Raw genomic sequence first — 13,930 nt, 5'->3', positions numbered from 1 at the left:
GTACGCCGTACCGCGGTGACCGTGGCCCGGCGGACGGACGCGGATGTCCTGGCTCCCGGGCCGCGTCGACTTCGATCTGGCCCGGTCACAGTGGCGGGACCGCCCCGGACTCCCGGCCTCAGCCGGTCACCGGTGTTCCTCCACAACCGTCGGCCCGATCATGGCACACCCCACCCGCCCGGCAACCACCACGGTCACGTGGCAACCCCCACGTCGACACGAGCCTCGCGAAGTGCGTCGGCCAACGGAGCGTGCGGCTCGCGGTCGGTGACGCGTGCCGAAGGACGGGTAGTAGTCCGCCGAGCGCCCCGTCGCCGCCGCGCTGCACGCGGGGACGCCAGGGCTGGGGCTGACCACTACCCGTCCGTCGGTACACCGGCAGCCCGAGAGGCCCTGGTCGAAGCCGTTTGCGTCCGGGCGGTAGTCGACCAGGTCGAGGGCTCCCGTCGGCCTGCCTGAAGGTGTTGACTGGGGACGCATGGGGGGTCTGCGGCCCGATCATCGCTTCGCCGGACGCGCAGCCGAACAACGGTTCCTCGGCGATGTGCTGCTCGACGCCGTGGGCGGCGTACCGCACGCGATCGTCATCCATGGCGAAGCCGGCATCGGCAAGACCCGCCTTGCCCGTGAGGTCTGCGGCGATTCGCAGCTGAACGTGCTCTGGGGATCGAGCGTGCACTTCGGTGGCGCGTCGGTCCCGTTCGCCCCCATCGCCGGCGCCTTGCAGGACTGGCTGAGCCGAGCTGATGCCGACGAGAGGGCCGACACTCTCGCCGGGACCGACGGGCTGAGTGCCTTACTGCCCTCGCTCGGCGTCAGCGGCGGCGTCGACAGCACGAGGCTTCCGATGCTCGTCGACCTCGTGCTCAACCGGATCGCAGTACGCCGGCCGACAGTGGTGGTCGTCGACGATCTGCAATGGGCCGACGTCGCCTCGCTGGACGCGATGGCCTATCTGATCGCCGGATTCCGCTCCCAGCCGTTGGTACTGCTGGCGACGTGCCGGACCGAGGAACGCGGCGAGGGGCATCCCCTCCACTCCTGGCTGGCCGATATGCGCCGGATGCCCTTCTTCGGTGAGCTCCGGTTGGATCCGCTGGACCTGGACGGCACCAGCAGCGAGATCGAAGGACTGCTCGGCCAGGCGCCCGACATCGAACTCGCCGCCGAGGTCCTGGCCAGATCGGACGGCAACCCCTACCTCGTCGAACTGATGGTCAGCGGTCTGTCCGGTGCCGAGCGCACTCTTCCGGCCACCGTTCCCGCTGCGCTCCGCGAAGCCCTGCTCGCCGCCTGGCACAGCCTGTCGGACCAGGCCCGCTTGGTCACCAGAATCCTCGCCGTCGGCGGCCGACCGACCTCCTCGGCCGTACTGACCGAGGTCGCCGCCAGCCACGGACTCGAGGCGGGCTTGATCACCCCATGCCTGGCGGAGGCCCAAGACCGCGGTGTAGTGGCGACCGCCGCCGACGGCACCTCCTGGTTCCGGCACCCGCTGCTGGCTGAGGTCCTGTATGACGGCCTGCCACCCGACCAAGCCACGGACCTCCACGCCGACTACATCCGCGTCCTCGAATCACGCCCCACCGAGGTTGAAGCTGCCGACCTGGCGATCCACAACGAACGAGCCGGGAACGTCGACGCGACTTACCACTGGTCCCTCGTGGCTGCCGATCAGGCACATCGTCTGCGCGCGCCGACGGAGGAGGCGATCCAGCTCCGCCGGGCTTGCGCTATCTGGGAGTCCGTGTCACCGACCGTGCGCGGAACGCGAGACGAGAGGATCGGCCTGTTGCGGCGGACGAGCTCCGTCTGCGAGCGGGCCGGCTGGCCAGAGGTTTCGGTGACGCTCCTCACCGAGGCGTTGAGTCTGCTGGACAGGGAACAGCAGCCGTTGGCGGCCTGCGATCTCCTGGTGCTCAGGGCCAACTACCGCTGGCAGACGACGTCGCCGGGGATGGCCGACCTGGACGAGTTCCTCGAACCGATCGAGCTCACGACGGGGTTCCCCGACAGTGCGGAGCGCGCCGTCGCGTTCGCCGAGCTTGCCGAGACCGAAACGCTGCACGGTCTGCCGGGTGACCTGGTCCACGCAGAGGAAGCCGTCCGGATCGCGCGCAGGTCAGGTTCGGCGCAGGCCCTTGGGCGGGCACACTGCGCCCGCGCGGCGGCGCTGGAGCCTTCCGCGCCGCTGGCCTCGCTCGCCGAGGCGGAGCAGTCAGTGCGCTTGGCGACAGCGTGCGGAGATACCGACACCGCCAACAACGCCGCCATCGGTCGTTTCAACGCCCTGCATGCGCTCGGCCGGTGGGCCGATGCAGCCGAGGTCACTCGGGCGGCCTACTTCGACGCCGTCGCCGCCGGCGCCGGCTCCTGGGCGCACTTCCTCGCCGGCATGGCCGCGCTCGAGTTGATCGGCATCGGCCGCTGGGACGACTGCCGGGCCTTGCTGCGGTCAGCGTTGGCGCGACGATCCGCCGGGATCCCTGGAGCTGCTGTCAGGCTGGCAGCGAGCCTGTTGGCCGCAAGGTCAGGGCGGACCGGGGAGGCCCGACAGCATTTCGATCGGGCACTGGAGTTGATCTCCGAAGACTTCAACCCACTCCGCCCGACCGTAACCCGCGCCGGCATCGAGCTGATGCTCGCAGAAGGCACGGTTGCGGACGCCGCGACCTGGGCACGCCCGCGGCTGACGGCTCTGGATCAGCCGCCCGACTCCTGGGACGAGGAGGCGCTTCCGGTCTACGCCCAGGCGGCGGCCGAGGCAGCTCGCGTTGCCCGGGATCGCGGTGATCCTGCCGAGGTGGCCGCGGCGGTGGAGGCACTGGACGGGGTTATCGACGACTGGTCGCGGGAGCCGTTCGACAACGCCTGGGGTGGGGCGGACGTCCAAGCGATGAAACAGGCGCTCTGGGCCGCCGAGATCAGCCGCTGCCGGGATACTCCGGATCAGCCCGAGCGTTGGCGCCGGGCCGTGGAGACCTGCGGTGTCGCGGGATGTCGTTGGCACCAGGCTGTTGCCCAGTGGCGGTGCGCCGAGGCCGAGCTGGTCACTGGCTGGACCTCGCCGGAGGCGCGCGATTTGCTGCGTCAAGCACACGGATGCGCGGTCGAGCTCGGCGCCAAACCCTTGCAGACCGAGGTCGAAGCGCTGGCCCGGAGGTCGAGGATCGATCTTCACGAGCCGGTCCCGGTTGCGCCGGTGGTCGATGACCCGGTCCTGGCAGGACTCACTGGGCGGGAGCGGGAGGTGCTGGCTTTCCTGGTGGCCGGGCGGTCGAACGGTGAGATCGCGAAGGAGCTCTTCATCAGTGACAAGACGGTCAGCGTCCATGTCTCGAACATCCTCCGGAAGACCGGCACCACGAGCCGGGTGGCAGCCGCCGCCCTGGCTGAGCGACGGCTGCCGGATCAGTGAACGCTGATCGGATGGCGGCGCCGGTAAGCCCACAGGGCCGCCAGCGCGATCCCGGCCCCGCCGATGGCACTTGCACCTGCCTGCACGCTCTCGGCGACGTTGTCGTCGACCTGCACGGGTGGTCCCGGCTGGGGGACGACCACGGCAGGGTCGCCGTGGGTGCCACGCTCGGGATCGGCATACTGAGCCGACGCTTGGGTCGCCCCGGCCAGCACGAACCCACAGGTCACTGCCGGTACAGCGATCAGGGTACGGACGTGCTTCATAACTCCTCCTCACGGCGTGGATCGCCGTCTGCATCCACCGTGCGCTGAGCGCTGCGACCGCCACATCAGGCGCCCTCCCTTAGATCTGCGCCACACCCCCTTAGGTCAGGCCCGAAGTCGCGATGAGCTTGTCGGCGACCCATTGGGCGACGTCGGGCGGGTAGGGAGCTGACAGGCCGAGGACGATGTGCCGGAAGCCGGCGCCGAGCGCTTCGTCGATCGCTTTCCGGGTGACGTCAGGCTCGTCGTAGGAGATCTGCAGGTGGATCGAGCGGGTGATCGAGGCGGGGTCGCGGCCGATCTCGGCGCAGTAGCGGTCCAGCAGTGCGCTGCGGCGTACGGCGTCGTCGATGTCGCCTCCGGGGATGTTCCACAGGTCGGCATGCTCGGCGACCACGCGGAGCACAGCGGACGAGCGTCCGCCGATGAGGATCGGCGGGTGCGGACGCTGAACGGGCTTCGGGTTGCCGAACGCTCCGGTCAGGCGGACGTAGCTGCCCTCGAAGTCGAACGGCTCAGCCTCGGTCCACAACCGCCGGATGACTGTCAACGCTTCGGCGAGATTCCCCACCGAGTGTGCGAAGTCGTCGTACGGCAGGCCGTGCGCCTGGTACTCGCGCCGGGCCAACGGGTGACTCGGTCGTGAACCCGCGCCGATGCCGAAGTCGAGCCGCCCGCCGGAGACGATGTCGACGGTCGTGGCGATCTTGGCGAGCATCGCCGGCGGCCGGAAGCGGTTGCTGGTCACGAGCAGGCCGAGACGCAGTCGTTCGGTCTGTGCGGCAAGCGCCGACAGCAGTGTCCAGCCTTCGTACGTCGGTCCGCCCGGGTCACCGCCGATCGGCATGAGGTGATCGAACAACCACGCGTGCTCGATCTCCGGGATGGCGTCCGCCTCGCGCCACACCCGCAGTACGTCGTGATAGTCGACCTGCATCGGCGCGGTCATGATCCCGAAACTGGGTTGCGACATAGCTTGTCCTTTCACCGGCGCCGCAGCGACGGCTCGAGCAGCGCCGGTGGTGTGTCGAACTTCTCGTGCGGTGCAAGGTCGATGCCGGGGGCAACGATGGCGTCGATCGCGTCGAGGACGTCAGGGCTGAGGACGGTGTCGGCAGCGGCGAGCTGCGAGTGCAGGTGATCCAAGGTCCGTGGGCCGATGAGGGCGCTGGTGACGGCCGGGTGGGCGGTGACGAAGCCGAGAGCCAACTGGATCAGCGTCAGGCCGGCCTCGTCGGCCACCTTCGCCAACTGCTCGACCGCATCGAGCCTGGCCTGGTTGTACGGAAGCGTGGTATCGAAGCGTTCCGGCGCGAAGACCGAGCGGCTGGTGCTGATCTCCTGGCCCGCGCGGACCGCACCCGACAGCCAGCCCGATGCCAGCGGACTCCACGCCAGCACCCCGAGACCGTACTCCTCGGTCACGGGCAGGACGTGGGCCTCGATTCCGCGCTGCAGGATCGAGTAGCTGGGCTGCTCGGTGACGTAGCGGCCGAGGTGGTGCTCGCGGGCAGCCCACTGGGCCTGCACGATCCGGTACGCCGGGAACGTCGAGGAGCCGAACGAGCGGATCTTCCCCGCGCGTTGCAGGTCGGTCAGCGCCGACAGCGTCTCCTCGTCGCTGGTGCTCGGGTCCCACCGGTGGATCTGGTAGAGGTCGACGTGATCGACGCCGAGCCGGCGCAGGCTGTCGTCGAGCGCGGTGACCAGCCAGCGGCGCGAGCTGCCCTGGTGGTTGCGCTCGTCACCCATCGGCATGGTCGCCTTGGTGGCCAGTACGAGGTCGTCGCGACGGCCGGCGATCGCCTTGCCGACCAGTTCCTCGGACTCGCCCTGGCCGTACATGTCGGCGGTGTCGATCAGGTTGATGCCGGCCTCGAGAGCGGCGTCGACGATCGCGGTGGTCTCGTCCTGGCCGGTACGGCCGATCGCGCCGAAGTTCATCGCGCCGAGCGCGAGGGTGCTGACCTGTACGCCGGTGCGGCCCAAGGTGCGGTACTGCATAACGGTGCTCCTCCTGGCATGATGGGCGGATACGGAACGATGTTCCGTTACCCAAGATACGGAACGACGTTCCGCTTAGCAAGGTGGGAGACAGCGAGAGCATGGCCGACGACGGATCAGCGCAGCCTGCTCAGCGGAAGCGGGCCGACGCCCGGCGGAACGAGAAGACACTGCTGGACGCCGCCGCAGCGGCGTTCGTCGACTCCGGCGTCGATGCGCCCGTCCGCGACATCGCCGCCCGGGCCCGCGTCGGCGTGGCCACGATCTACCGCCACTTCCCGACCCGGGCCGACCTCATCATCGCCGTCTACCGGCACCAGGTCGAAGCGTGCGCCGAGGCGGGTCCGGCGCTGCTGGCGGACAGCACGTCACCGCACGCCGCCCTGGCAAGTTGGATCGACCTCTTCGTCGACTTCCTCGTCACCAAGCACGGTCTCGCCGAGGCCCTCCAGTCCGACGATGCCGCCTTCCAGACGCTGCACACTTATTTCCTCGACCGCCTTGTGCCCGTGTGCGCCAAGCTGCTCGAGGCGGCCGCCGCGGCCGGCGAGATCCGCGCCGACGTGGACGCCTACGAACTGATGCGAGGCGTCGGCAACCTCTGCATCGGCGCCGAGAACAACGTCCGGTACGACGCCCGCCGCATGGTCGGCCTCCTCATCGCCGGACTGCGGCTCACCTAGGAGCGTTCACCTCGGGGGTCGAACGCTTGATCACGGCCCACTTCGCCGAAGGGTCCCGCCAAGGCGCTGCAGGGTGTTCACTGAGTACCCATGGGGGGTCTGCAGCCCGATCGTCGCTTCGCCGGACGCGCTGCCGAACAACAGTTCCTCGGCGACGCGCTGCGACACGCCGTTTCCGGCGGTCCGCACGCGATCGTCATCCATGGCGAAGCCGGGATCGGCAAGACTCGACTGACCCGGGAAGTCTGCAGAGCCTCAGAGTTGAACGTGCTCTGGGGATCCTGCGTGCACTTCGGTGGCGCGTCGGTCCCGTTCGCCCCGTTCGCCGGTGCGCTACAGGACTGGCTCAGCCACGCGGATGCTGACGAAACCGCCGAGGTCTTCGCCGGCGCCGAAGGCCTGAGCGCCTTGTTGCCCTCACTCGGCCGCAGCGACAGCGAACCTGGCAAGAGTTCTCGAGACTGCCGGTGCTGGTTGACCTTGTGCTGAATCGGATCGCGGAGCGGCGGCCGACCGTGGTGATCATCGATGACCTGCAATTGGCGGACGTCGCGTCGCTTGACGTGCTGGCCTACTTGATTGCCGGGTTCCGGGGGCAGCGTCTGGTGGTGATAGCGACCTGCCGGACCGAGGAACGGCCCGAGGGGCATCCGCTGCACTCGTGGTTGGCGGATATGCGCCGGATGCCGTTGTTCAGTGAGGTTCGGCTGGAGCCGCTCGACCTGGAGGCCGCCGCCCACCAGATCCAAGGATTGCTGGGCAGACCGCCCGACATCGAGCTCGTCAGCGAGGTTCTGACCAGGTCGGACGGCAACCCCTACCTCATCGAGCTGATGGTCCGCGGTCTGTCCGGTGCCGAGCACAGCTTGCCTGCGACCGTCCCGGCAGCCCTCCGCGACGCCTTGCTTGCGGCGTGGCACAGCATGTCCGAGCAGGCCCGGCTGGTCACCAGAATCCTCGCGGTCGGCGGCCGGCCGACGTCATCCGCCGTACTGACCGAGGTGGCGACCGGCCACGGACCCGAGACCACCGCTTCTCTGTCGGAGGCGCAGGACCGCGGCGTCGTGCACACCGATGGCGACAGCTGGTGGTTCCGCCATCCGCTGCTGGCCGAGGTCTTGTACGACGGCCTGCCGCCCGGACAAGCCGCGGCCCTCCATGCCGACTACCTCCGCGTCCTCGAAGCGCGACCAGGTGAGGCGACCGCCGCTGATCTGGCAGTCCACAACGAAAAGGCCGGCAACATCGACGCGACGTACCGCTGGTCGCTGATCGCGGCCGATCAAGCAGCGCAGCTCCGGGCACCCGCCGAGGAGGCGATCCAACTCCGCCGGGCGTGCGCGCTCTGGGAGACGGTGTCACCGGCCATCCGGGGCGGGCGGAACGAAAGGATCAGCCTGTTGCGACGGACGAGCTCGATCTGCCGCCGGGCAGGTTTGCCGGAGGTGGCGGTGACACTCCTCACGGAGGCGTTGAGCCTGGTGAACAAAGAGCAGGAACCCTTGCTGGCCAGCGATCTGCTCATCAAATGGGCTGATGCTCGCTGGCAAGTGGATACGCCCGGGGAGGCAGACCTCGACGACTTCCTCGAGGCGATCACGCTCACCGAGGAGTACCCGGACAGCGTGGAGCGTGCTGTTGCGTTCGCCGAGCTTGCCGAGACGGAGACCATGTACGGCATGCCGGACGCCGGGGTCCACGCGGAGGAGTCCGTCCGGGTCGCGCGCAGGTCCGGCTCGGCGCAGGCCCTCGGACGAGCCCTCAGCGCCAGCGCCGCTGTGTCGGACCGCAGTGCGCCGGTGGCCGCGCTCGCCGACGCCGAGTTGGCGGAGAGGCTGGGTCGGTCGTGCGGGGATCTCGACACCGCCACCGGGGCCGCGATCTGGCGCTTCGACGCTCTGCGAGCGCTCGGCCGGCGGACCGAGGCCGCCGATGTCACTGTCGCGGCGTACCAAGACTCAGTCACCGGCGGTGCCGGCACCTGGGCCTACTTCCTTGCCTTCCAGGCCTCCGATCTGTTGATCGACCTCGGCCGCTGGGAGGAGTGCCGGGCCTTGCTGCGGTCGGCGTTGGCCGCACGCTGCACCGGTATCCCGGGAGCGGGTGTCAGGTTGTCGGCGAGCCTGCTGGCGGTGCGGTCCGGGCGGACCGAGGAGGCACGGCAGCACTTCGATCGGGCGTTGGAGCTGGTCTCCGAGGACTTCAACCCGCTCCGCCCGCCCATGACCCGCACCGGTATCGAGCTGATGATCGCCGAAGGCCGAGCCGCTGAGGCTCTCGCCTGGGCACGCCCACGGCTGTCCGTTCCGGATCTTCCCGAGCCGGACGACGACGAGGTGCTTCCGGCCTATGTCCGAGTAGCGGCCGAGGCCGTCCTGAACGGCGGGGAACACAACCCTGCGGAGATGGTCGACAAGGTCCTCGACGACTGGCCGTGGGAACCTTTCACCGTCTCCTTGGACGGCGCTGACGCCCAAGCGATGTATCGATCGCTCCTCGCGGCCGAGCTCGCTCGCTACCGGAACAGCGCGGATCAACCCGAGCGCTGGCGGGAGGCCGTGGAGACCGCCGGTGCGGCGGGAAGTCGTTGGTATCAAGCGATGGCGCAGTGGCGGTGCGCTGAGGCGGGGCTGGCGAGTGGGTGGACTCCGTGGAGTGCGCGTGAGCTTCTGCGTCAGGCTTATCGTGGCGCGGTCGAGCTCGGAGCCAAGCCCATACAGGTCGCGATCGAAGCGTTGGCGCGGCGATCGAGGATCGATCTGCAGGAGCCGGTTCCGGTGGTGCCGGCGGCCGACGACCCGGTCCTGGCGGGGCTTACCGGACGGGAGCGGGAGGTGCTGGCGTTTCTGGTGGCCGGGCGGTCGAACGGCGAGATCGCCAAAGAGCTGTTCATCAGCGACAAGACGGTCAGCGTGCATGTCTCGAACATTCTCCGGAAGACGGGTACGACGAGCCGGGTGGCAGCCGCCGCCCTGGCTGAGCGACGGCTACCGGATCACTGAGCGCCGACCGGATGCGCTGAAGAGCCTCAGGACAGGCGTTTGGCGAGGGCGGTGGCGGCCGCGTCGTCCTTGACCTCGCGGATGCCGACGATCGGGGTGACGGCGACGTAGCCCTCGCGGAGGAGGGCCTCGTCGGAGCCGGGGATCGGGTTGGCGTGCGGTGGTCCGAGTTCGATCATCGGGTCGCCGTTCGGGGCGGTGGTGCCGACCAGGCGGGAGCGCTTGATCGGGGCGAGCGAGGCGTGGCGAACGCCGGCCAGCCGGTCGAGCGGCCGGTCGGGCACGTTGATGGCGAGCACTGTGCCGGCCGGTTCGGGGACGATCCAGGTGAGCGCCTCGGCGGCCACGGTGGCAGCGGTCGCCCAGTGGTCGGGATCCTCCGAGTCGATGCTGATCGCAACGGCCGACAGTCCCTCCTCAGCCGCGGTGAGCGCGGCCGCCACGGTCCCGGAATGGAAGATCGGCACGCCGATGTTGGCGCCACGGTTGATCCCCGACACCACCACGTCCGGGGTCCGCCCGAACGCCCCGATGGACGCCAGCGTCACCGCGAGGGCCGGCGTGCCGTCGATGCCGATGTAGGTGACCCCGGCCTCCTCCTCGGTCGCCGTCCGGATCGGGCGGCCGACCGTACCGGCCATGGCCGATCCGACCCCGCTCTCGTCGAGCAGCGGAGCCACCACCAGTACGTCGTGCCCGAGCTCGGCGATCGCGGGTGCGAGCGCCCGGATCCCCGGAGCCTGGTAACCGTCGTCGTTGGTGATCAGGACTCTGAGCTGTTCGGGCGCCATGCCACTACCCAATCACACAGCCTCAGCCTCGATCCTCGATGTCACCTTCCGTCTCAAGGACCGCACTGCGCAGCGTCTCGAGGGCCTCGTCGGTCGGCGCCGACCACAGACCGCGCTGCGCCGCCTCGAGCAGCCGCTCCGCGATCCCGTGCCGGGCCCACGGGTTCGACTTCCGGAAGAATTCGGCCATCTCGGGATCGGCGACGTACTCGGTGGTCAGCGTCTCGTACATCCAGTCGTCCACCACGCCCGCGGTCGCGTCGTACCCGAACAGGTAGTCCACCGTCGCGGCCATCTCGAAAGCACCCTTGTACCCGTGCCGCCGCATCGCCGCCATCCACCGCGGGTTCACCACCCGGGCCCGGAAGACACGCTTCGTCTCCTCCTCCAGCGTCCGCGTCCGAACCTGCGCCGGTACGGCGGAATCCCCCACGTAAGCCTTCGGATTGGATCCGGTCAGGTGGCGGACCATGGCGATCATGCCGCCGTGGTACTGGAAGTAGTCGTCGGAGTCCATGATGTCGTGCTCACGAGTGTCGGCGTTCTTCGCCGCCACCTGGATCCGGGCGTACGCGCGTTCCATCGAGCCGCGCGCCTCGGCCCCGTCGAGGTCCTTGCCGTACGCGTACCCGCCCCAGACCGCGTACACCTCGGCCAGCTCGGCGTCGGTGCGCCAGTTCCGCGCGTCCACGAGCGGCAGCAGTCCGGCGCCGTACGAGCCGGGCTTCGAGCCGAAGACCCGCGCGGTGGCGGAGCGTACGTCGTTGCCCGCAGCAACATCGGCGTCGACGTGCGCGCGCAGGTAGTTGCCGGCCGCATCCTCATCCAGGGCGGCGACCGTCCGCACGGCCTCGTCGAGCAAGGCGACCACGTGCGGGAACGTGTCCCGGAAGAAGCCGGAGATCCGGATCGTCACGTCGATCCGCGGCCGGCCGAGCTCCTCCGGACCGACCATCTCGAAGCCGGTGACGCGCCGAGACGCCTCGTCCCAGACCGGGCGGCAGCCGAGCAGCCACAACACCTCGGCGAGATCGTCGCCCTGGGTGCGCATGGCCGACGTGCCCCAGATGGTCAGGCCGACCGATCGCGGCCACTCCCCTGTCTCGGCCTGGTGCCGGGCGAGGAGCGAGTCGGCCAGCGCGACCCCGACGTCCCAGGCGTTGCGGCTCGGGATCGCCTTCGGGTCGACAGCGTAGAAGTTGCGGCCGGTCGGCAGCACGTTGACCAGACCACGCGTCGGCGAGCCCGACGGTCCGGCCTCGACGAAGCGGCCGTCCAGCGCGCGAAGGACGTTGGTCAGCTCGTCACCAGTCCGTGCGAGCCGCGGCACGACCTCCTCGGCGGCGAAGGTCAGGGACGACTCGACCTGCGCCGACGACCGCCCGAGCACCTCGGTCACGACGACCGGGACCTTCGCGGCGTCCCAGCTCAGGGTCTCCATTGCCACGACGAGCTTGCGCGCGACCGCTTCGAGCAGATCCACTCCATCGGCCCCGCTCACTGCGGGCAGATCCGCCAGCGTTGCGAGGTCGGCCAGGTCCGCGGCTCGTCCCGGGCTCGCGAGCAGCTCGGCCTCGTCCACGCCGAACGTCTCCCCCAGCGCTGTCCGCAGACCGGGGATCGAGTACGAACCACCCCACAACTGACGAGCCCGCAGTACGGCGAGCACCAGGTTGACGCGCGCATCGCCGGCCGGCGCACCGCCGAGGATGTGCAGCCCGTCGCGGATCTGCACGTCCTTGATCTCGCACAGATACCCGTCGAGATGCAGGACGAACTCGTCGAACTCCGCGTCGCCCGGCTTCTCGTCCGTGTGCAGATCATGGTGCAGCTGCGCCGCCTGGATCAGCGTCCAGATCTGCGCCCGCAGGGTCGGCACCTTCTCCGGATCCAGCGCCGACACGGTCGCGTACTCGTCGAGCAGGTACTCCAGCTTCGCCATGTCGCCGTACGTCTCGGCCCGGGCCATCGGCGGCACCAGGTGGTCGACGACGGTCGCGTGCGCGCGCCGCTTGGCCTGCGTCCCCTCGCCGGGGTCATTGACGATGAACGGGTAGACCATCGGCAGATTCCCCAGGACGGCGTCCGGCGCACAGTCGGCCGCCATCCCGATCCCCTTGCCCGGCAGCCATTCGAGCGTCCCGTGCTTGCCCAGGTGGACGACGGCGTGCGCGCCGAAGCCGCCCTCCTCGGCCGGGGCCTCGAGCCAGCGATACGCCGCCAGGTAGTGGTGCGACGGGGCCATGTCCGGGTCGTGGTAGATCGCCACCGGGTTCTCGCCGAAGCCACGCGGCGGCTGGATCATCAGCACGACGTTCCCGAAACGCAACGCCGCCAGGGCGATCGCGGGCTCGTCGCCGGAGGTGTCGACGTACAGCTGGCCCGGCGCCTCGCCCCACGCCTCGGTCATTGCCGTACGCAACGATTCCGGCACTCGCCCGAACCACTGCTCGTAGATGCTGAGCGGGACCTTCGCGACGGCGTTCGCCAACTGCTCCTCGGTCAGCCAGTCGACGTCGTGACCACCTGCGGCGATGAGCCGATGGATCAGCCCGTCGGCGCCGTCCGGCCCCTGGAGCTCACTGAGATCGAGGTCGCCGAGGTCGTACCCGGCGTCTTGGAGTTGACCGAGCAGGACCACGGCCGACGCCGGTGTGTCGAGACCGACCGCGTTCCCGATCCGCGCGTGCTTGGTCGGGTACGACGACAACACGAGAGCCAATCGTTTGTCGTGAGCCGGTACGTGGCGGAGGCGAGCGTGCGCGACTGCGATCCCGGCCAGCCGGGCGCACCGCTCCGGGTCCGGCGCGTACCGGGCCAGCCCGTCGGCGTCGTACGACTTGAAGGAGAACGGGATCGTGATCAGCCGCCCGTCGAACTCCGGGATCGCGACCTGGGTGGCGGCGTCGAGCGGGCTGACCGCGGCGTCACTGGCCAGCCACTGCTCACGGGTCGACGTCAGCGCGAGGCCCTGGATCAGCGGGATGTCGAGCGAGGCGAGCGCCCCGGCATCCCAGGAGTCGTCGGAACCGCCGGCGCTCGCGTTGGCCGCGACGGATCCGCCTGCGGCGAGCAGGGTCGTCACCAGGACGTCACACTTGCGCAGCAGGTCGAACAGTCCGGCATTCTCGGACGACGTCGGATCCAGTCCACGCAGGGTCCCGCAGTACACGGGCAGCGGCTGCGCACCCGCCGCCTCGACCGCAGCGGCCAGCGTGTCGACGAACGCGGTGTTCCCGGAGATCTCGTGCGCGCGGTAGTAGACGATCCCGACCACCGGCCGGTCGTCCACGACGTACGTCCCGCGGACGCCGTACGCCGGGAGGGCGCGCGGCGGCTCGAATTCGTCGCCGGTCAGGAGCAGTGTGTCCCGCAGGAAGCCGGCCAGGTTGCGCAGGTTCTCGGAACCGCCCTCCCGGAGGTAGGCGAGCGCCTCGGTCACCGCGCCCGCGGGCACGGTCGACAGCGACATCAGCTCGGCGTCGGGTGCGGCCTCACCGCTGACCACGACGGCCGGCTTGCCGGACGCGATGACCGCGTCGAGACCTTCCTCCCAGGCGCGGCGTCCGCCGAGCAGACGGACCACGACGACCTCGGCGGCGGCGAGCAACGGCGCCAGGCCGTCGAGGTCGAGCCGGGCCGGGTTCGCGACCGTCCAGCCGGAATCCGCCTCGGCGGCGGCGAGCAGATCGGTGTCGGCGGTCGAGAGCAGCAGCAGGTTCGCGGGCACGCGTAACCGGTCCTTCCTCGGGGTGTCCACGCCCCG

General features: G+C 69.8%; 9 protein-coding genes and 1 riboswitch. Of the genes, 4 read left to right on the top strand and 5 right to left on the bottom strand.

The window, feature by feature from the left end:
• Positions 1–21: 21 nt before the first annotated feature.
• A riboswitch (cobalamin riboswitch) is annotated at positions 22–163 on the bottom strand.
• A 315-nt stretch (positions 164–478) separates the two neighbouring features.
• Positions 479–3,418 carry a helix-turn-helix transcriptional regulator gene (locus OG555_RS31020; RefSeq protein WP_329476093.1) on the top strand — a complete coding sequence of 980 codons (2,940 nt, stop codon included), beginning with the start codon at positions 479–481 and terminating at the stop codon, positions 3,416–3,418.
• Here the strand turns inward: OG555_RS31020 and OG555_RS31015 are convergent.
• From OG555_RS31015 to OG555_RS31005, 3 genes are all read right to left on the bottom strand, one after another.
• A complete protein-coding gene (locus tag OG555_RS31015) occupies positions 3,412–3,684 on the bottom strand; it encodes a hypothetical protein (RefSeq protein WP_329476092.1) in 273 nt (90 codons plus the stop codon). The two genes, OG555_RS31020 and OG555_RS31015, sit on opposite strands and share 7 nt — an antisense overlap.
• Positions 3,685–3,784: 100 nt before the next feature.
• On the bottom strand, positions 3,785–4,657 hold the full coding sequence (locus OG555_RS31010; RefSeq protein ID WP_329476091.1) for an LLM class flavin-dependent oxidoreductase: 873 nt from the start codon (positions 4,655–4,657) through the stop codon (positions 3,785–3,787).
• A gap of 11 nt (positions 4,658–4,668) precedes the next feature.
• Positions 4,669–5,688 carry an aldo/keto reductase gene (locus OG555_RS31005; protein ID WP_329476090.1) on the bottom strand — a complete coding sequence of 340 codons (1,020 nt, stop codon included), beginning with the start codon at positions 5,686–5,688 and terminating at the stop codon, positions 4,669–4,671.
• A gap of 83 nt (positions 5,689–5,771) precedes the next feature.
• On the opposite strand from OG555_RS31005, the gene OG555_RS31000 reads away from it, so the two are divergent.
• The 3 genes from OG555_RS31000 (at position 5,772) to OG555_RS30990 (ending at position 9,373) form a co-directional block, all read left to right on the top strand.
• The gene (locus OG555_RS31000; RefSeq protein WP_329476089.1) at positions 5,772–6,371 is read left to right on the top strand and encodes a TetR/AcrR family transcriptional regulator; all 600 of its coding nucleotides are present in this window, start codon (positions 5,772–5,774) and stop codon (positions 6,369–6,371) included.
• 90 nt (positions 6,372–6,461) lie between these two features.
• On the top strand, positions 6,462–6,860 hold the full coding sequence (locus tag OG555_RS30995) for an ATP-binding protein (RefSeq protein WP_329476088.1): 399 nt from the start codon (positions 6,462–6,464) through the stop codon (positions 6,858–6,860).
• Positions 6,854–9,373, top strand: a complete 2,520-nt coding sequence (locus tag OG555_RS30990) for a helix-turn-helix transcriptional regulator (protein WP_329476087.1) — start codon at positions 6,854–6,856, stop codon at positions 9,371–9,373. The genes OG555_RS30995 and OG555_RS30990 overlap by 7 nt, the downstream gene beginning before the upstream one ends.
• 26 nt (positions 9,374–9,399) lie before the next feature.
• On the opposite strand, the gene surE is transcribed toward OG555_RS30990, so the two are convergent.
• Both surE and cobN read right to left on the bottom strand, forming a co-directional pair.
• Complete coding sequence (gene surE / locus OG555_RS30985; RefSeq protein ID WP_329476086.1) at positions 9,400–10,164, bottom strand: 5'/3'-nucleotidase SurE; 765 nt, start codon at positions 10,162–10,164, stop codon at positions 9,400–9,402.
• Positions 10,165–10,186: 22 nt separating this feature from the next.
• Entirely contained in the window at positions 10,187–13,924 is a 3,738-nt protein-coding gene (gene cobN / locus OG555_RS30980; protein ID WP_329476085.1) for a cobaltochelatase subunit CobN, read from the bottom strand.
• Positions 13,925–13,930: the final 6 nt, after the last annotated feature.

The sequence above is a fragment of the Kribbella sp. NBC_01484 genome, from assembly GCF_036227145.1.
GTDB lineage: Bacteria > Actinomycetota > Actinomycetes > Propionibacteriales > Kribbellaceae > Kribbella.
Note: the sequence above shows the minus strand (reverse complement) of the source record. Positions and strands in the feature narration are given on the sequence as shown.

Bases quoted from the DNA above. Each gene is read 5' to 3' on its own strand.
- OG555_RS31005 (WP_329476090.1), bottom strand. From the start codon at position 5,688: ATGCAGTACCGCACCTTGGGCCGCACCGGCGTACAGGTCAGCACCCTC.
- OG555_RS30995 (WP_329476088.1), top strand. From the start codon at position 6,462: ATGGGGGGTCTGCAGCCCGATCGTCGCTTCGCCGGACGCGCTGCCGAA.
- OG555_RS31010 (WP_329476091.1), bottom strand. From the start codon at position 4,657: ATGTCGCAACCCAGTTTCGGGATCATGACCGCGCCGATGCAGGTCGAC.
- surE (WP_329476086.1), bottom strand. From the start codon at position 10,164: ATGGCGCCCGAACAGCTCAGAGTCCTGATCACCAACGACGACGGTTAC.
- OG555_RS31020 (WP_329476093.1), top strand. From the start codon at position 479: ATGGGGGGTCTGCGGCCCGATCATCGCTTCGCCGGACGCGCAGCCGAA.
- OG555_RS31015 (WP_329476092.1), bottom strand. From the start codon at position 3,684: ATGAAGCACGTCCGTACCCTGATCGCTGTACCGGCAGTGACCTGTGGG.